The sequence below is a fragment of the Bittarella massiliensis (ex Durand et al. 2017) genome (assembly GCF_009876955.1).
GTDB classification, from domain to species: domain Bacteria; phylum Bacillota; class Clostridia; order Oscillospirales; family Ruminococcaceae; genus Bittarella; species Bittarella massiliensis.
Genome location: NZ_WWVY01000015.1, coordinates 88,545 through 106,650 on the forward strand (window position 1 = coordinate 88,545; position 18,106 = coordinate 106,650).

Here is an 18,106-nt window from a genome sequence, read left to right on the forward strand (position 1 = left end):
GACTGGCTTGCCGGAAAAATTGCCAAAGGGCCCCCTCGGCCAACCAAAGACGGCACAACAAAAGGGCTGGGAAGCAGATCCTTCCCAGCCCCAATCATTTTTTGTAAAGGAAACAGGTGTTGCTATTCTCTGCGCTCCCTCTTCCGAGCTGTGGTCCAAAGAAGCACCGCTCCCCCGGAAATAGCGCCCCAGAGAAGGGCGGCCTGCCAGCTGTCATCGCCGGTGTAGACCCCCTTCTTGGCGTCCACCGGGTAGCGCACCGAGGCGCTGGCGGTGGGGCCGGTGCTGTCCCGGCTCCCGTCCGGGTCGGTGCCGACCGCCTCGGCGGTGTTCACCAACTCCCCGCTCTCCTGCATCTCGGCGTCGTTGGGGTCGTACACCATGGTCTTATAGGTCAGGGTGTACTTCTCCCCCGCCCGCAGCACCGGGATCTGCACTTCGAGGGTGCGCTCCCAGGCGTTGTAACAGCTGGAGGGCACCTTTTCGGTGTGCCCGTCCGGATAGGTCAGGCGGATGCTCCCCTCGTCCAGGTTCAGCCCCGCGGGCAGATAGTCGAAGATGGAGACATTGCGCCACTCCGAATACTTGGTGGGGTTTTCCAGCGTTACGGTGTAGAGCAGCGCGTCGCCCAGGTGGGTGTCCCCGTTGGGCCGGTCCGGCTGCTCCACCGTCTTGTCCAGCACCGGGTCGGGGTCGGCCAGCAAGACCTCCTCGTCCGTCCCCGGATAGACCTTTTCGCTGGCGGCGGGCTCATCCGCCGTCACCGGCCAATCGCCCGGCTCCACGGGGTCGCCCGGCTGGTGGGGATAGTCCTCCGACCCGCCCCAATGGCCCGGCTCGCCGTCCTCTGTGGGGCGGCCGCCATAGGCTTCTCCGGTGTTGCCGATGTCGCGGCCCAGGGCGTCGGCGCCCACGGTGGCCTCAAACACCAATTCATACCGCTCGCCGCCGTAGATGTCCCCCACAAAGACCGCCAGGGTGCGGCTGGCCGGGTCGTACACACCGGCATCCAGGGCCTTTTTGCTGCCGTCGGGCCCCACCAAATAGATGCTGTCCAGATCGATTTCCAGCCCCTGGGGCAGGGTGTCCACAATGGAGACGCCGGTCCAGACCGAGCCGTAGCGGCCGTTTTCCGCCCGCAGGGTGTACCGGACCCGGTCGCCCACCTGCACCCTGCCGCCGCCGTCCGTCAAGTTTTCGGCGACCTTGGTCAGGTGCCCGTTGGGATAGGGGATGGGGCGGGCGCCGCCGTCCCCGTTGGGGGTCACGGTGGGAGAGGTGGCGCTGCCGTTATCGCCGTCGGCCTGGGCGGTGTTGGACAGGTCCCGGTCCGACGGGTCGCCCGGCTGGATGGCCACTTGATTGATGAGCACGTCAAAGGTCAGCACGTACTCGTCGCCCCCCAGCAGAGAGCCGATGGGTACGCTGAGCAGCCGGGTAGCGGCGTCATAGCAGGAGGCGTCCACCGGTACCGGCTCCCCTCCGTTTTTCGAGAGGTAGATGCTGTCGGTGTCGATGGTCATCCCCTGGGGAAGGCGGTCTTTCATCACCACGTCTTTCCAGAGGGTGTTCTGCTGGTTGTTCTTGGCCGTCAGGGTGTAGGTCAGCCGGTCTCCCGACTGGTTGCCGTCGGTGCGGTCGCCGTTGACCACCCCTTTGCCCAGTTCGGGCTGCACCCTGTCCACCCGCACGAACTCCACCACCACGCTGTGGTTTTGTCGAATGTCGGCAAAGGCGTGGCTGCCGGAGGTCTTGCCGGCGTACTCGGGGCGCTCCTGTCCATCCACCGTCACCCGGTAGACCTCGTACCCCTCGGCCGCCTGCCAGTCCACCTGGTGATCGCTGCCGCCCTCCAGCACGGCGGAGCCGGTGATGGTCCCCTTCACCCGGTCAATGGCCGTATCCACCCGGTAGAGGGGGTCGGCGTCCGGGTCGGAGGACCCGCCGTCCCGCTCAAAGACCACCTCTACCCTGTGGTTGGCGCCGATGTTGACAAATTCGGTCTGGTCCCGCAGATCGGGCTGGACCAACCCGTCCACCCGCACCTCTTTGACCCGCCAGCCGTCCGCCGGCTGCCAGGTCACGGTGTGATTGGCCCCCTCCTTTACGGTGGTGGTGGGGGCGATGCTCCCCGCCCCCACCTGGGCGGTCTCCACCACAAAGCTGCCGCTCTCGCTGTGCTCGGGGCCCTGGCTCTCGCCGTCTTTGGCAAAGACCACCCCCACCGTGTGGTCGGCGGTGATGTTTTGCAGGGTGTGGCTGTCGGCGGTGAGCAGGTCGTCCCGCACCTGGCCGTCTACAATGACGCTGGCCAGGTGGTACCCGGGCGCCGGCTCCCAGCCCACCGTGAAGCTGCCCCCGTCGGCCACTGTGCCGCCGGAGGTGATGGTCCCCAGCCCGCCGACGACCTGGGTGCTCACCCGGTGCAGGTCGGGCTGTGCGCCGCTGTCGGCGGCAAAGTAGACCTCCACCGTGTGGTCGCGCCCAATGTTCGGGAAGCTGGCCGAGGTGGCGGCGCTCTCCACCCCGTCAATGACGACCCTGTCCACCCGGTATCCGCTGGGCACCGCCCACCCCACACTGTGGTCCGCCCCCTTGGGCAGGATGGTGGTGGGGGTCATGTTGGCCGCCGTTGCGTCCTCCAGGCCGTACACCGCGGTGGCCACCGTGTACTGCTCCTTCTTCTCCGGCTGGCTGCCGCCCGCCTTCTCCAGCGCCACCTCGATGAGGTAGTTCTGGTCGATGCCAGTGACCGCGAACCCGCCGGCCTCCAGCAGGTCGTCCCGGGCGACACCGTTGACCAGCACGCCCACCACCCGGTAGCCCTCCGGCACCGTCCAGCTCACCGGGTAGTCGCTGCCCGGATCGAGGGAGCCGTTGCCCCCGGTGATGGTGGCCCCGCAGTCCCCGGTGATGGAGGTCTGCACGCTGAAGGTCCCCGCAGGGGCCTCGTACTTCGCCTTGACAAAGGTCACATGGACGGTGTGGTCTTCCTGGATCTGCTCAAAGGGGTAGACCCCCGGAGTGCCGATGACAATGCTGCCGCTGCTGCGGCCGCTGCGGTAGACTGCCCGGCGGGCGCTTTCCCCTTCGGGGTAGTAGGTCTTCTCGCTGTCGACCTTTACCTCCAGCACCGTCCAGCCCTCTTCGGCCGACCACTCCACCGTGTAGTTTTCGCCCTTCTTCACGACCTTCGACTCCGAGATGCTGCCGCCCCCCTCTTTGGAGGTGTCCACCCGGATCAGCTCATCTTCGGGCACAGTGACCACGCCGGTCTGCTCCTTGCCGCCCAGCTTCACCACCACCCGGTAGTCCTGTTGGATATTGGTCAGCTCGGCGCTGCCGACAGCGCTGTCCACCGCAAAGCTGTTGACCTGGTTGCCCTGGGCATCATAGACCGTGACCGACTTGACCTCGTAGTTTTTGCTGTCGCCCAGCACCGTCTTCACCGCATAGTCGCCGCCCGTCGGCACCCAGGCCGAGGGGGTGATGCTCCCCGGGCCGCCCACCAACTCGGTGGTCACGCGGTAGGACAGGGGGGCCGCATCCTCCTTGACCAGTTCCACCTCCACCCGGTGGTTGTTTTCGACCCGAGCAAAGGTCACGCCGTCCCTGCCCACCAGGTCGGGCCGGTTGGCCCCGTCTATCCGCACCGATTTGACGCGGTAGCCGGGTGCCACCTCCCAGCGCACCTGGTAGTTCTCCGTCTCGGGGCTGTCCTTTTGCAGCCGGCGGCTGGGGGTGATGGAGCTGGCGTTCCCGCCGCCGATGAGCATGGTGTCCACGTTGTAGTACACCTGCTCCTCCGCGCTGTTCTCCCGCTCAAACTCCACAAACACGTGGTGGTCTGTGCCGATGGCGGGGATGGTCAGTCTGCCGCTGCCGTCGGGCTGCAGCAGCACGTCGTCCAGCCACACCCCCTTGACCCGGTAGCCGGCCGCCGGCTGCCAGGTCACGGTCACGTCGCTCCCCTCTTCAAAGGGGCTGACCGCGCCGCCGTTTGCCTCGGCGCGCACCTCGCCCTCGCCGCGCTGGCCCAGGGTCACCTGCCAGGTCTTGACCCACTTGGCGTACAGCTCCACCGGCTCTGTCGGCATCGTCTCAAAGACGGTGTCCCGGGTCACGGCGCTGCCGCTGCCCTCGGCGTTTTCATACCAGCCTTTAAAGGCGTAACCCGCGCGGGAGAGGCCGTCCACAAAGCCGGCCGGTTTGCCGTCGCCGGTGAGAAGGGTGCTGGTCTTGTCGCCGCTGCCGTCGTTGCGGTAAAAGTTCACCTGCCGCGCGCTCACATTGATCTTCAGCAGCAGGTCCCCGCTCACATTGCCCGACCAGTCCACCGCAAAGGCGTGCAGGTAGTAGGTCTCCCCCGGCACCAGCTGGGCGGTGGTGTAGTCCACCTTGTCGCCCGCGTTGGAGGCCCGGAGCAGGTTGTCCTCGGTCACGGTGGGTTTGGCCGCCGCAGCGCTGCTCTTGTCCACCCCGGTGACCACATACCCCTTCAGGCCGGAGAGGGCCGTCTGCCGAAAGACAGAGGGGTCGGTGGGATCGGTGGCGCTGCTGGACCAGATCTCCTGGTATTCGCTCATATCGGCAAGGGTGGCTTGGGGAATGCCCTGGATGCGATAGGCGTAGTCTGTTCCTTTGTCCTCCGCCCCGCTGAGGGAGATGGTAGCGGTATAGCTCTTCAGGTCATCACTTGGAATAATGGCACCGATGGCGCTTTTATCCGGCTTGGTTGGGGCGGCGTCATCGGTAAAGGAGATGTCCTTTGTCTGCGTGTTGTCGGTGGATTGGGCCAGATAGATCAGCGTATTGGCGAACACCTTGCACTCGTCGTCAGTGACCCCGGTACTGCTGTGGCCGGTCTGGATCATCGCCGTGTTGCCGTTTGTCACCAAGTAGTAGTTGTCGGTAGAGGCAGTTGAGCCCGGGGTGATCTCTGTCCCCAGGACCTTCCCGCTGTCGTCTGCCAGCTGCATCCACACCGTATTTTTGGGTGAACCGCCACTGTCTCCTCCGGCTGTCTGCCCCAGCATGTGGGTCTGGGGGATCGTGAGCAACGCCTGCTCCAAATTCCAAGGGCGGCTGGTCAAAAAGCCGGTATTGACAACCTTTACCTTGGTGGAGAGGTAAGTTGTCGCTTGATTCGCCATGCTGATATTGAGAAAATCCGGTTCTGCGAAGCGCTTAAAGTAGCTGCGCGCACTGACGCCATCCCATTGCGTAAGGGTGTCATGGCCAAACATCAGGCCACCGCCGGCCTTTGAGAATGCCTCTGTCGCGTTGCGAGACGATTCTGTCAGGTCCTGCTTGTTATTTGCATCCCAGGTGCCAAACATGATGACATCGTATTGATAATCGGTCTTCGTTTCGTTGGTCACCGGGTCTGTTTTCAAAGTTTTTTCCGCATTTGCGTTAAAGTCGCCAATATAGACCGGGTAGACATCTATGATCCCTTTGCCGATGGTCGTCGATTTCCCGCTATAGTCTTTGACTGGCCGAGCCATCCAGTTTTTCAGCTGGTCGCGATTCTCCACCGTGTTGTTGGGATAGACATTGAGCACCCGGACCTTGGCCACAGCGCTGTCTACATCCACTGCAGAACGGCTTTCCCACCTGCTCCAGCTGCCGTTTTCCGCCTTTTTCGACTGCCACAGCTTGTACTTATACGGCTTGGCAGGGTCGGGCATCAACTCCGGCCTAAGAGGGTTTTGATAGGGGAAAGACCACTCCAGCTTCTGCGACAGCTTTCCGTCGCTGCCTACCGTGTAGTAGCCGTCCAGATTGATTTTTCCCTTTTCATACTGGGGCGGCTGGTATCCCTCCGGCGCGTCGCCCGCCTCTCCCGTCGATGTATCGCCATCAGCCGCCATTGCGGTCACCGGCATCAACGGCATAAAGAGAGAGAGGACCAGCGCCAGGGCAATGCCAATGGATACTGTGCGTTTTTTCATCTTTTACACCTCTCCAAAAATCTTTTAGAAAATTATGGTTTTTCGTTCGATTTTGTCTTTTGTATACATATGACAAAAAAGCCAACTTGCAATAGGCAAGTTGGCCAAAATTATATGCAAATTTAGTGCAATTAAAAAAGACTTTTCGCGAACGAAAAATCATACTAAACTTTATCTATTATTTTAGCACCATCCTGGGAATTGTCAAGATTCTGTCACATTTCTTATCTGTTTTCCCCTGTTTTTAATACTGTAACAAGGGCCTTTATCCCTTTCGTTTTTCTCCCTTTTTCTCTTCCCCCTTCTCCCAACAGAAAAAGAGGGCGTTTTCAACCGTACAAGGGCCACCTTTTGACACCCCTCGATGCCAGCCCGCTTCGCCCCATTAACAAAGTGGGGACCCTCCCGTTTCTCGCCGTCCCCCGGACACCCCTGTTTCCCAGTCGAAAAAGCGGCCCGCCAAAACCTATATGAGGGGGCAAAACGGCTTTGGCCAGCCCCTTTCCCCTTGCCGGTCTCCTTTTCCCGTCGGCCGCCGCTGGGCAGGGCACACCCCTCGCCGCTCCCGGGCTGACAGGGAACAAAAAAGCGCCGCCCAACTGGGCGGCGCCGGAGAGATCGTCCCTCCCTATTCCGATTGGTAGCCAAAGGTGCAGGGGCGCACCGTCCTGTTCAGGGGGGCGAAGCTGTATCCCTGGGCTTGCAGCCGCTGGATGATCTGGGGCAGGGCCTGCACCGTCTGGGTCTTGTTCGCGCTGTCGTGAAGGAGGACGATGCCCCGCTTTTCGGGCATTCCTCCCACCACCCGGTCGGCAATGGTGGCGGCGGTGGCCCCCCTCATGGTGTCCCCGCTGCCCACATTCCAGTCGTAGTAGACAAAGCCCCGGCGCAGCATCTCCGCAATGATTTCCTGGTAGAGGTCCATGTTGTAGGCGTTGACACTCCCCCCGGGGAAGCGGAAGAGGTCCGGTCGCACCCCGGTGACCTCGTAAATCTGCTGATACATCTGGTCGAAGTCGTCCAGGTAGCTGTCCACCGACTGGTAGACCTTTCTATAATCGTGGCTGGCGGAGTGAACGCCGATGGTGTGTCCTCGGGCCACGATCTCGCGGTACAGCTCCTTGGACGCCTCGTCGTCGCGGTAGACCACAAAGAAGGTCGCCTTCACCCCGTACTGGTCCAGGACGTCCAAAATCTCCCCCGTGCGCTGGGTGGGCCCGTCGTCAAAGGTGAGATAGACCGTCTTTTCCCGGTCGGGGGCAAAGGCAAAGTCCCGCTCCTCGGCGTAGAGGGCGGGGTGGGCGGTTTGGTAGGCAATCCCCTCTTCCCCGGCGGCCACCCCATCCGGCAGCACCATCTGCACCGGGGCCAGGGCCTGCTCCTGCTCCACCGAAACCGGCGCTGCGCTTTTCAGTTGGCGGTTTTCCACCCCCCAAAAGACCGCCAGTCCGGTGGAGAGGAGCAGCTCCCCCAGCACCATCCCGACAATCAGATGCCGGTAAAAGCGCACGCTGCCCAGATATTTTGAAGCCCGCTTTTCTCTCTCCATCGCCGTTTCCCCGCCGGGCCCCTAAAATGCAGTGTCTTGCAGACCACCGGTGACCTCTACACTGCCCTGCAGCACCGCGCCCTCGGCAATGGAGAGCCGGTGTGCCCGCAGGTCGCCGATGAGCACAGCCGAACTGCCCAGCACGGCCGTCCCCTCGACTTGCAGGTTGCCCTTGATCTTGCCCGCCAGCTCCAAACTCTCCGGCAGCCAGGTCGCCGCTCACCACCGCCTGGGCGTCTATGCGCACTGCGCCACTGGATTGAACATTGCCCAGCACCTTGGCCCCCTGCAGCTGCAATTCACCACACTGCACGTCGCCCTCAACCCCGCCGCTGATGAGCAGACTGCCCCGCCCGGCGACGCTGCCCTTGATGCGGCCCCGAATTTGCAGGGGAGAATCGGTGTACACCTTCCCCTCGACGGTCATCTCCTCGGCAATCACCGAGCCGCCCCGCCCTGTCCAGGCGGGGATCTCCACCTGCAGGCTCTGGGGTCGCTCCACCGGCGGTAGCGGCCTTTCCGCCTCCACCGCGGCAGTCAACGGCTGCTCTGCTATGTCCTCCTGCGCGGGGTCGCTATTCCTGCCGTTGAGCAGTTCCGCCATGGCCTGCTTAAAATTGTTCTGCTGCTTTCCCATCGTCTCTTCCTCCACTCGGCATTGCCCGTGCGGCAATGCCTACTCCTCGCTCCCGCCCGTCTCAGGCGCTGTTTCCACAGGCGATTCCTCGTCTTCTACGGGCTCTCGCTCTCCCTGCCGAAGCGGCTCCGGCTCTTCGGCCAGGCCCCGCACCTCGAGGCGACCCTTGAGGGCGGCCCCTTCGGCAATCGAGACGGCCCCCGCCGAAATATCTCCCTGCACAGAGGCCGTTCCCCCCATGAGCAGGGTCTTCTCCACCTGCAAATTCCCCTCAACACTGCCGGACATCTCGATGCGCTGCGCGGAGAGGTCGCCGGTGACTTCGGTCTCCCAGTCCATCTGGATACTCCCAGCCGTTTTGACGTCGCCGTGAATAGAGGCGCTGGAAAGTAGGATCTCGCAGCCGCTCACATCCCCTTCAACGCTGCCGCTGACGACGACCCGGCTCTCTGCCAGCAGGTCGCCCTTGATACGGCCCATCAGCCGCACCGGTGAAGAGGTGCGCACCGTGCCCTCGATCAGCACGTCCTCCATCAGTACGGAGCCCTCTCCTGCACCTGTTTCCCACTGGTCGCCTGCGAAATCTCTGTTCTTTTGCTCCATCGCCATCTTCTCCTCCTCCAACTCCTGCTCTGTATGCCACCAATGGCCGTTCTATCACCGTTCCCGGGCAGGGGTTCCGCTGTTCCCCTTTCGACACCTTACCCGCCCTGCTTTGCAAATAAACCACCAGCGCCGCGCCACCCGCCACAAAGGAATGCTTTTTCATCAATCGCCCTGCGCTCCGGAGCAGGTCGCTTGCGGTCGTCAAAACTCTCTGTTAAAACACTACTATCGCCCAATTGCTTAACTGGAATATAAATAATAATACCAATTCATGCACTTTTTGTAAAGCGAATTTCATTCAAAATAGCCAATGTTGTCGAATATTGAAGGAACTTGTGATTCTTCTCTCCGCCAATTCGCTCTTTTCTGCTCTTCTCCTTCTATCCCTCGCCAGGACACTCCCTATGTTCGGCGATACACACAATGACTGGCCGCTCTACAACTGCCTCTCTTCCCCAGTTCTGGTTGGTCCCCACCCCAAAACCACTTACCCATCGAGTGACGGTTTTCCCCTTCTCTTTCGCTCCCCCCTTCAGGCAACATGGGGATGTCGCATCAAAAAAGGGCGATAAATCAGCCTTTCTCCTGTTGCAAAAAAGGGGGTCCTTTAGGCAAAAAGCGGCGCTATCCTCTTTTTCCCCATATCGCCGTAAAACCATTCTCTTTATAAGGAAGGAGCTGGAGCAACAGAAACAGTTATCCTGCTTATCGGTCGACATTTGAGAGAGAACTTGTCCCTCTGCCGGAGGGGGCTCTATCGCGCAGGGGAAGGGTCCATTCTTCCCTCTAAAAAACTCCGATCCTCTGCCGCCCTGTCGCTGCTCTCTTGAGTCGGGCTCTCCGCTGCGTCTGGGGCTTGAGAAAGTCCTAAAAAGACATAATACCGGCAAGCCCTTCAAGAAGCACTGGAAATCCTTCCACTCGTGTCGCTTGCCCCCTGCACCGCAGCCCGCGAACAGGCATGATGCGCTGGGAAGATATTTCGATATAGTGAGGTTTCTCCTCATTTCTCGCTTCGCTTGATGCTTGAACTCAAGATCTCTTTGCTCTCTCTGGCCCGAAATGATAAATTCCGGTTAGATAAAATATATCAAGACAGCAAAAAAGACCATCCTTTGGGGCACCCTCCGTAAGGAAGGTGCCCCAAGGTCGCTCTTGTAATTGAATTAAATATTGATTGTTTTGGACGGTGCAGCCATTGGTTACGCCGTCTTTGCTTTGTTTATCTTCCGTTTGGCAAGGTGTTCCTGAAAGGCTTCTTCCATTTCTTCAGGGGTAAGCCCTCGTATCACATCAACGCCGTTGTAATAGATGTCCATTAGCTGATAACGCTTTCCGTCAAGGTATCTCCGTTCGTGTATCACAATCTTTTCAATGAATTCGTGTACCAGTTCGGGAGTAAGCTTGGTTGGCTGCGTAATCTGTTTTACCTTGTCAATAAAACGCTGTAAGCCTTCAGACTTGTCCGTTTCGGTTTCAAGGTACGCCTGCATATCGGGTATTGCTTCTTTGAGATTTTTCTGTTCTTCCTCATACGCCATTGACATTGTGGCAAAGCGTTCATCGGAAAGTTTGCCCATTGCATTGTCCTCGTAAATCTTCTGAATCAGCAAATCAATATCCTTGATACGCTTCTCGGCTTTGGTAAGTTCTCTGCGTTTTTCGGACAGTTCCTTTTGCTTTTCCTCTCCGTAGCATTTCATCTGCTGTTTGGCGAACTCTTTCTCATAAGCCTGAACATAACGAAATACTCGCCGCATATTCTCAAGAACATTTTCCTCAACCACTTTTTCTCGGATATAGTGTGCAGAACACACTTCGGAATTTTTACGATAGGAAGAGCAGAAGAAATAGGCTTGTTCCCGCTTGTAATTGTTTGTTACGCTGTAATACAGCTTTTCTCCACAATCGGCACAGTAGAGAAGTCCCGAAAACATACTGACAATTCCGCTTTTTGTCGGCCTCCGGCGGTGCTGCCTGAGTTCCTGCACAAGCTCAAAGGTTTCACGGTCGATAATGGCAGGGTGCGTGTTCGGGAAGATCTGCCATTCCTCCTGCGGTCTTTCAATCTTCTTTTTGTTCTTGAAAGATTTTGTTGTACTTCGGAAGTTTACCGTATCGCCACAATACTCTTGTTTGGAAAGAATACTCGCAACCGTATCCGAACACCAGTTGAATTGTCTTGCAGGCGGATTGCCGCAGTTTCTTCCGATACTGTTCCAATATTCGGTTGGCGTTAATATCTTATCCGATTTCAGTCTTTTTGCTATCTGCGTCGGTCCTAAGCCTGAAACGCACATTTCAAAGATTTGTCTGACAATCTTTGCGGCAGGCTCGTCTATCAGCCATTCCTTTGAGGTTTCGGGATTTTTCATATACCCGAAAGGCGGATTGGTAGTAAGCGGTATGCCCGCCATTCCCTTATTCTTGAAAACATTGCGTACCTTTTGGCTTGTGTTCTTTGCGTGCCATTCGTTGAATAAGTCTTGCATAGGAACAATGTCGCTTAGTCCTTTTGCGGTATCAATATTATCCATAATGGCAATATATCGAATACCCAATCGGTCAAATTCTTCTTCCAAAAGCTGACCGACAATCAAGCGGTTTCGTCCCAATCTCGAATGGTCTTTGACGATAAGATTAGCAATCAATCCTTGTTCCGCAAGCTCCATAATCTCCGTGAAAGCCGGTCTTGTGAAAGTTACACCCGACCAACCGTCGTCAATAAATACACGAGTATTTTTGAATCCGTTCTCCTTTGCGTACTTTTCAAGGATAGACTGCTGATTTTTAATACTGCCCGATAGTCCGTCCTGTTCATCGTCACGGGACAGACGACAGTAGAGAGCAGTAATTTTTACTGACTGTTTGCTCATATTTCTCCTTTCCACAGCCAGATATGATATGAATTGTAGGATATTGTTATCATACCATATCTTCCGCTAAACTTCAACACTTTAAAGTGATAGCCTGATTTTTTCTCATCTCTTTATCATAATTCTTCGCAGCTTTTCTTCAAAGCTTTCGCTTGCAGTTTCATCAAAAAACGCTCTGACGATATATACCGTACCGTCAATTTCATTCGTAAACTTTAAGGGTTCGGGATAGATGGACTGTTCAAACCAAGCAAGCCGTTCTTCCTTTGTCATTTGGGCGAGTTTATCGGTAATATTATCAATTGCCTCCTGCAATTCATCAGTTTCTTGAATTGGATTTCCATTTTCGTCAATATAGATCATCGTGCGTCACGCTCCTTTCGCTGTGATTTTTTATGCTGTTGTTCTTCTTTCGCTCTGTATTCATTGGCATAGAGAAGATCCGTTTTTTCTTGAATTTTTACCGACCGATCCTCTATGCCTTTGTTCAGTTTCAAGCGCTTTCGCAGAGAAGTAATCTGTTCCGTAACCTTTGCTTTTTCTTCTCTCAAAATCTTTTTTTCGGCTGGTAAGGCTCTGCGGATTTTGTTTTGCAGCTTGGTGCGGTAAGCGGTCAGCTTGTCCATTTCTCCTTGCAGCTTTTCTCTGTCGGCATATAGATCTTCAAGAGTTTCGATTCCGTATTTGCTCATATACCGTACCTGATTGGACAACTCGTCCAGCTTCCGAAGCTCCTCTTTGAGATAGGGGCTTGTGGGGCGGTAGGTGGTTTTCTTCGGGAGAACGCCGAGCAGATAGCAGTAGTGCAGATACAGCCGGTAGATATGGCTCGTCTTTTGAAACGGCTTGAACCAGTCCCGCAGGCTCTTCGGCATTTGGGGCGGATAGGTGATTGCCGCCCTGCGGTTTCCGAAGGAAGCGTAAGCGCCCATTGTCCTTTGGATATGTTCGGGCGTCCATCTTTCATCCAGCGTGTCCAGCATTGTAAAATGCTCATACTGCGGCAATCGTATCTTCCAATGCTTTCCTGTGAAGTCGGTAATATATCCTTTCCGCCGCAAATACTCCTCCATATAGTAGGGACGGCGGCTGAAATTGATGGCTTCTTTTACATCTTCACGGTAAACATTGTATCTTGTCGGCCTGCCGCTTTTCTCATCCAGCCATACCTGCCTTGATGGTGCTTTATGCGGTTTTTCGATAACCGACAAGCCGTGCTCCCGGCAGATTCGGTCGGATGCTTCACGGAGTTTTCTCTGCTCTGTTTTGGAATAGTTGTATTTCCTGCCGTCTAAGAAGGAAACCGAATTGAAGCAGAAATGATTGTGCAGATGGTCTTTGTCAAGGTGGGTAGTGACGATGATCTGATACTGTTCTCCCCACATTTCCTTTGCCAACTGTAAACCGATTTCATGTGCCTGTTCGGGTGTAACTTCGCCGGGCTTGAAGCTTTGATAACCGTGCCAGGCGATATATCCGTTTTCTTTGCCGTACTGCCTTTTCGTTAAAATCATCTGCTGCAAGGCAATCTCTTTTAAGCAGTTGATGGCAGAAACATACTCGCCGTTTTCTGTTGCTTCGGGTCGGCTGACATAGGAAAAGACATTATAGAAATCCTGCAAGTCCTTGTCCTTTGCTACAGTCTTTTCAGGATTTTCCACATAGGCAATCAAGTCTTTCAGTCTGCCTTTGATATGCCAAAGTGAAGTGGTTGCCATTATCCCACCTCCTGTAAATCGAGGATCAAACACTCAATTTCCTTGCAGATTTCCAAAGCAGAAGGCTCGAATTTTGCACAGCTTTTGAAACTGTTATGGACTGCGTAGAGTGCTTCAAGCACTTCCCAAAACTCTTTTTTGGGTTGTGGTTTGGGCGCTTTGCCTTTGCAAAGCTGCCTTATGAACTCGGACTGCGATAATCCGCACAGGTTAGAGCAATACTCTAATTTCTGTTTTTCTTCTTCGGTCAGTCTTACTGTTATGACCTTTTTATCACTTTGTTTCTTGCTCAAAATATATCATCTCCATTCTTGTGTTTTAACTTTGTAAAGGGGTATTCAGGGGTGCGGGTGTCCGGTGGACACCTCTAAGCGAAGCTTAGAAGCACCGACCGAGCCGGCAGGCGAGACTTTCCCCTGAGTTAAGTCCACACGCCTTTAGGCTGTGGATGGATTTTGGTATCAAAATCCGATGCTCGTTACTGTTGTGGACACACTTTCTCTCCTGTTTTCGCCGGTCTGCCTGAATGTCGTTTTTCTGTCCCTGCCCCGGAGTTTCACCGCAGCGTTGCTGTGCTCGCTCCTATCAAAAAGAGGTCGTCGCACAGTCATATCCCATCCAGCCGGTCATTAAGTTGTAACCGGCTTTCGGGCAACAAAAAAGCCGGCACACAAATGCGTACCGACTACCCGCAAAAAGGATAGACCTATCCCTTGCGGTGTGGCTTCACATTCATGTAACCGGCTTTGTAATTCAAAGTCGAAACTGTCATTTACGCTTGACCACTGCCGACAGTTTAGGGCAGTTCTGGAAGCGGCGGTATTTTCTTGACGATGGTAATCGTCTGCATACCCGCTGGCGTTGTCCGGCTTGCAGCCGTTCTCTCAATAAAATCTGTGAAAATATATTCAGTTGTAGGACATATAAACTGTCACTTTATATTATATAGAACAAATGTTTGCTTGTCAAGATTTTTCTCGTAAGCTGTATACAAAAAATCGTCCTGTGAAGTTTTCACAGGACGATTTCATCATTGATTATCTGCTGTATTTTCTCTTGCGGCTGTAAAGAACGGTGCCGGTCAGGGCAGTACCCGCAGCCAGCATTACCGCAATCCAAAGGGCGATATTGCTGTTGTCGCCGGTCTGCGGTAATTGGGTATCATCGCCTGTTGCTGGGATTTCCACCGACGCTTTTGCGTAGCCACAAACAGTACATTCTTCGTGTTTGGCGCCCGCCTGTGTAGCTGTTGCTTCTTTGTCGATTACCCATTCAAAGCTGTGCGCTACATTGTTCAGCTTCTCCCCACACACACAAAGTTTCCAGTGATTATTTTCGTCATACTGCCAATCTCCCTGTTGTGCCACACAGGTATGCTCACCGATTGTAACCGTTGCTGCGGCAGAGGCAAGGACAGTACCGTTTGCCTTTACACGGACTTCGTAAGTACCATTTACAAGTCCTGTTACTTCTGTATCTGTAATTTCGGTCCAGTCGGAAGCTGTGGACCGCCTGTACTCCATTGTGTTGTCAACATTTGTGATAGTACCGTCATTCTGGGCGGTAGTTGTGCAGTCTGTCGCATCGATTCCCGCAGGCGTCGCCGCCTGTGTCACATCAATGATTTGTGCCTCGGAATCAGCTGTCGTTGTGCCGTCGCCTTTTTTGACGACTTGAATATCCTTGTCCGCTGTCACACCGGTGATATCCATCGTTGTGCCGGTGATATCCGTCCAGCTTTCGCCGCCGTCCGTGCTGTATTTCATTGTAGTATCAACATTAGACAGTGTGCCGCCGTTGTCGCCAGTTGCGGTAAAGGTGGCGTTCGGTGCTGTTTCCTTTGACAGGACAGTCAGAGAAATATCCTCAAATGCGCTGGCATAATCGGTCATGTAATCTCCGTTGCACTGCTCGGAAAACACTTTCAAAGTATAGTTCCCGGCAGCAAGTCCGGACGGAATATTGAGCGTCGCTGTGCCGCTTGCGCTGTTCTGGGCGATGTTGCCGTAGTAGAGGACATTGCCGTTGCTGTCGCAGAGCAGGACGGAGACATATTCGTTTGCGCCCGTCTGCGCACCGGAGTATGTAATCTTCACGCTTTCGCCCGCCGAAGCGGAAATGCTCGTCTGCCCGTTCATATTTACTGAAAAACTGCGGCCACCGTCCAGAAGCGTCAGCTTCCATTCATTACCGGCATAGTCGGAAACAGTGGAAAGCGTACCCACAGTGCCGGAAGATTTGCCGCCTGCGGCAGCTGAGGTAAAGAGAACGGATGACAGATCCAAGTTGAAAGCAGGACGCACCGCAGCTGTCTTATTGTTCACCGGGTTGCCTTCGTAAACACCGCCGCCATCCTCTTCGATAAAAGCCGCCATTGAATTATTAGAGCCGGGAGAGCGCAGCCACCACCAGTCACCTTCGTCGGCTCCATTCATACCAGATCCTAATTTTCCGCCAGCCGCCACATATTCCGTGTTGGTAGAGAAGCGGCTCGTAGAGTATCCTGGGAAATATTCCTTTATATTGTCTGTATCATTGATCGACAAAAGGAAGATGCGATCGACGGTGTCATCACCGCCCTCACCGTCTGTTCCGTAATCCTCATCTTTGTTATCGTAGTTGACAACCGTTGTTTCCACAATAGCGTTTTGCTCTTTGTCAGAAAAAGCGTCATCTAAGAAATTATCATTGGTATAATCAATCCCGCTGCTGCCACCGGAATTTTGCGTCGTGTCGTAGCCATTGAGCCAGGAACGCATCGTGCTGGTTTTCCAGGTTACGTTTTCATTCTCCGTGTGATACTGGAACACGTCAAAGTTCTGGTCGGAAAGCAGGAACAGCTGCCCGTTTGCGTTGGACAGCACACGCCATTTAATGGGGTCGGTGTTATAGCCGCCGCTTCCGTTGCTGCTCTGCTGATATGTACCAAAATAAATATTGTCCGCCTGCTTTCCGCCGATGTTTGCGGCAATTCCGCTATCCACAAGCTGGATAGCCTTTCCTGTGTCTGTTCCTGTCGCAAGTGCCACGGTGGGTATAAGACCCGCCACAAGACAGAGGGCAAGCAGTAAACTTAGTATTCTCCTTTTTAATTTCATTGCTTTCTCTCCTTCGTTTTACTTTTTTACAAACAGCTTGATAGATATCCCGTGCTAAAAAAGAGCTTTCCAAAAGCCATCTTTGTCAAGCTTCTTTCCGAATATAATTTCATGTATATAATTTACCACAAAGCCGGCTGATTTTCAATACTTTTTTGGGAAAAGATAGGATATACTATCAATAATTCAAAGCTTTTTTATGGAAGCCGTCTAGCCTACTGCGTAGACATTTAGAGGTCAAAAAACCTGATTTTAAGCCGCTTCAGGGGCGTAAACATTTGAGGGGCAAGGTTGTTTGTACCTTACCCCTCGTTTTTTGCGTTTAAAAGCGCTACGGACTCATTTTTTCAGCTTTATCATAATCTCGTCCACAAGGTCTGTATATCTTCCCTGTGCAATCAGCTTATTACGGCAGGCAAGCAGAATATTGAAAATGTACCGTCTTTCTTCTACCGTTAAATAGGTGTGGTATTTCTTTTTCCTCATACGAAGATCACCTCGGCGTTAACGGTTTCTGTAACCGCCGACCGCAGGGCGTTCATTCTGCGTATCCACTCCATCTGATTACCGGCTTTCAGTGTTTCGGTAATGCCTTCAAGTTCTGCTCTCTGCTTCATAAGACGGTCAAACAGTCTCTGCGCCTGTTCTTCAACATCGGCAAGGTAGGATTGCAGCTTGCCGCTTGTTAAAAGGCTGGTATAAAGTGCCTTTTTATGCTCACGGATATACCGCAAATACCGCTGTCCCCATATGCCGATGTGCCGTTCTTCTTTTTGGGCGGGTAATGTGAGATCAGGAAGATAATAATCGCCTTGTAAGGTATAGCTGATACCTGTTTGCTCGTTATAAATATTCTTTTGCATAATCACGCCTCCTTGCAGATCACTTTAAACTTCTTTTTCTTTGCGTTTATGATTTTAAGCAAAATTTCGTCAACTGCTTCTGTGTATCTTCCGTCAGCAATCAAACGGTTTCTTAATTCGTTCAGGCTGTTAATAATCATTCTACGCTCATATTCCTCAAGCACTATGTAATATTTTTCTTTCATCACTGTCACTCCCTCAATAAATCTTCAAAAGGGGGTTCGGAAGTGACGAAAGTATCAAGCATAAATTTAGCTCCTAAGCGAAATCCCATAATAAAACTGTCTAAATTAGATTCTCCGTTAACAATGCTCCAAGCGTTTACATAGTCGAGAAATTGCTTTTTGTTTTTATCAGATAGCGCTGTTGTCAAAAAATCTTCATTCGTCATCAGGATTTTCATTTGTTTTTGAACAGCCTTATTTTGTTTTGTGCTTCTCGCTTGCGGCTCGATGTTTCCGTAGTAAAATTCTTCAATAAAGTTTTTCATTATGTAATCCTCCGTTACGATTCAATTATCCCACTAATTCAATCAAACTGGCTGACTACAAAAGCATAAGGGAGACAACTTCCTTACGAAGTGTCTCCCTTCGGATGGTCTTTTTTGTGTTGGCATCGCCCTATTTTCCCAGGCAGCTTCCCGCCAAGTATCTTCAGCGCTGCGTAGCTTAACTTCCGTGTTCGGGATGGGAACGGGTGGATCCTACGCGCCATCAACACCAACTGTGCTGCAAAAATACAGCTTGAAAACTGAATAAAGGGGAATAGACTGAATGAGAACTGCTTCACAAGGTCAAGCCCTCGA

At 54.1% G+C, this 18,106-nt stretch carries 12 protein-coding genes, 1 rRNA gene and 1 pseudogene; all 14 read right to left on the minus strand.

The window, feature by feature from the left end:
• Positions 1–122 precede the first annotated feature (122 nt).
• Positions 123–5,954, minus strand: a complete 5,832-nt coding sequence (locus GT748_RS13420) for an isopeptide-forming domain-containing fimbrial protein (protein WP_021658196.1) — start codon at positions 5,952–5,954, stop codon at positions 123–125.
• A gap of 628 nt (positions 5,955–6,582) precedes the next feature.
• Positions 6,583–7,503 (minus strand): polysaccharide deacetylase family protein, encoded by a 921-nt coding sequence (locus GT748_RS13425; RefSeq protein WP_021658194.1) that lies wholly within the window; start codon positions 7,501–7,503, stop codon positions 6,583–6,585.
• A 21-nt stretch (positions 7,504–7,524) separates the two neighbouring features.
• Positions 7,525–7,698, minus strand: coding sequence for a polymer-forming cytoskeletal protein (locus tag GT748_RS13430; protein ID WP_161222361.1), 174 nt, complete (start codon positions 7,696–7,698; stop codon positions 7,525–7,527).
• A 13-nt stretch (positions 7,699–7,711) separates the two neighbouring features.
• Positions 7,712–8,140, minus strand: a pseudogene (locus GT748_RS16055) (bactofilin family protein); the annotation flags it as partial.
• A 39-nt stretch (positions 8,141–8,179) separates the two neighbouring features.
• Entirely contained in the window at positions 8,180–8,743 is a 564-nt protein-coding gene (locus tag GT748_RS13440) for a bactofilin family protein (protein WP_044991845.1), read from the minus strand.
• Positions 8,744–9,948: 1,205 nt separating this feature from the next.
• Positions 9,949–11,622 carry a recombinase family protein gene (locus tag GT748_RS13445; RefSeq protein WP_161213579.1) on the minus strand — a complete coding sequence of 558 codons (1,674 nt, stop codon included), beginning with the start codon at positions 11,620–11,622 and terminating at the stop codon, positions 9,949–9,951.
• 105 nt (positions 11,623–11,727) lie between these two features.
• Positions 11,728–11,985 carry a transposon-encoded TnpW family protein gene (locus GT748_RS13450; protein ID WP_071442206.1) on the minus strand — a complete coding sequence of 86 codons (258 nt, stop codon included), beginning with the start codon at positions 11,983–11,985 and terminating at the stop codon, positions 11,728–11,730.
• Positions 11,982–13,340, minus strand: coding sequence for a relaxase/mobilization nuclease domain-containing protein (locus tag GT748_RS13455; RefSeq protein WP_161213578.1), 1,359 nt, complete (start codon positions 13,338–13,340; stop codon positions 11,982–11,984). The genes GT748_RS13450 and GT748_RS13455 overlap by 4 nt, the downstream gene beginning before the upstream one ends.
• Entirely contained in the window at positions 13,340–13,633 is a 294-nt protein-coding gene (locus GT748_RS13460; protein WP_161213577.1) for a plasmid mobilization protein, read from the minus strand. The genes GT748_RS13455 and GT748_RS13460 overlap by 1 nt, the downstream gene beginning before the upstream one ends.
• A gap of 744 nt (positions 13,634–14,377) precedes the next feature.
• Positions 14,378–16,438, minus strand: a complete 2,061-nt coding sequence (locus GT748_RS13465; protein ID WP_161213576.1) for a DUF6273 domain-containing protein — start codon at positions 16,436–16,438, stop codon at positions 14,378–14,380.
• A 482-nt stretch (positions 16,439–16,920) separates the two neighbouring features.
• The gene (locus GT748_RS13470) at positions 16,921–17,301 is read right to left on the minus strand and encodes a TnpV protein (RefSeq protein ID WP_071442210.1); all 381 of its coding nucleotides are present in this window, start codon (positions 17,299–17,301) and stop codon (positions 16,921–16,923) included.
• A 2-nt stretch (positions 17,302–17,303) separates the two neighbouring features.
• Entirely contained in the window at positions 17,304–17,486 is a 183-nt protein-coding gene (locus GT748_RS13475) for a hypothetical protein (protein ID WP_071442211.1), read from the minus strand.
• A 5-nt stretch (positions 17,487–17,491) separates the two neighbouring features.
• A complete protein-coding gene (locus GT748_RS13480; protein WP_071442212.1) occupies positions 17,492–17,791 on the minus strand; it encodes a DUF6809 family protein in 300 nt (99 codons plus the stop codon).
• Between the two features lie 117 nt (positions 17,792–17,908).
• Positions 17,909–18,025, minus strand: a 5S ribosomal RNA gene (gene rrf / locus GT748_RS13485).
• Positions 18,026–18,106 lie beyond the last annotated feature (81 nt).

What these genes read in the sequence shown, in the direction of transcription:
- GT748_RS13445 (WP_161213579.1), bottom strand. Translation starts at nt 11,622, where the DNA reads ATGAGCAAACAGTCAGTAAAAATTACTGCTCTCTACTGTCGTCTGTCC.
- GT748_RS13475 (WP_071442211.1), bottom strand. Translation starts at nt 17,486, where the DNA reads ATGAAAGAAAAATATTACATAGTGCTTGAGGAATATGAGCGTAGAATG.
- GT748_RS13455 (WP_161213578.1), bottom strand. Translation starts at nt 13,340, where the DNA reads ATGGCAACCACTTCACTTTGGCATATCAAAGGCAGACTGAAAGACTTG.
- GT748_RS13470 (WP_071442210.1), bottom strand. Translation starts at nt 17,301, where the DNA reads ATGCAAAAGAATATTTATAACGAGCAAACAGGTATCAGCTATACCTTA.
- GT748_RS13450 (WP_071442206.1), bottom strand. Translation starts at nt 11,985, where the DNA reads ATGATCTATATTGACGAAAATGGAAATCCAATTCAAGAAACTGATGAA.
- GT748_RS13440 (WP_044991845.1), bottom strand. Translation starts at nt 8,743, where the DNA reads ATGGAGCAAAAGAACAGAGATTTCGCAGGCGACCAGTGGGAAACAGGT.
- GT748_RS13465 (WP_161213576.1), bottom strand. Translation starts at nt 16,438, where the DNA reads ATGAAATTAAAAAGGAGAATACTAAGTTTACTGCTTGCCCTCTGTCTT.
- GT748_RS13425 (WP_021658194.1), bottom strand. Translation starts at nt 7,503, where the DNA reads ATGGAGAGAGAAAAGCGGGCTTCAAAATATCTGGGCAGCGTGCGCTTT.
- GT748_RS13420 (WP_021658196.1), bottom strand. Translation starts at nt 5,954, where the DNA reads ATGAAAAAACGCACAGTATCCATTGGCATTGCCCTGGCGCTGGTCCTC.
- GT748_RS13480 (WP_071442212.1), bottom strand. Translation starts at nt 17,791, where the DNA reads ATGAAAAACTTTATTGAAGAATTTTACTACGGAAACATCGAGCCGCAA.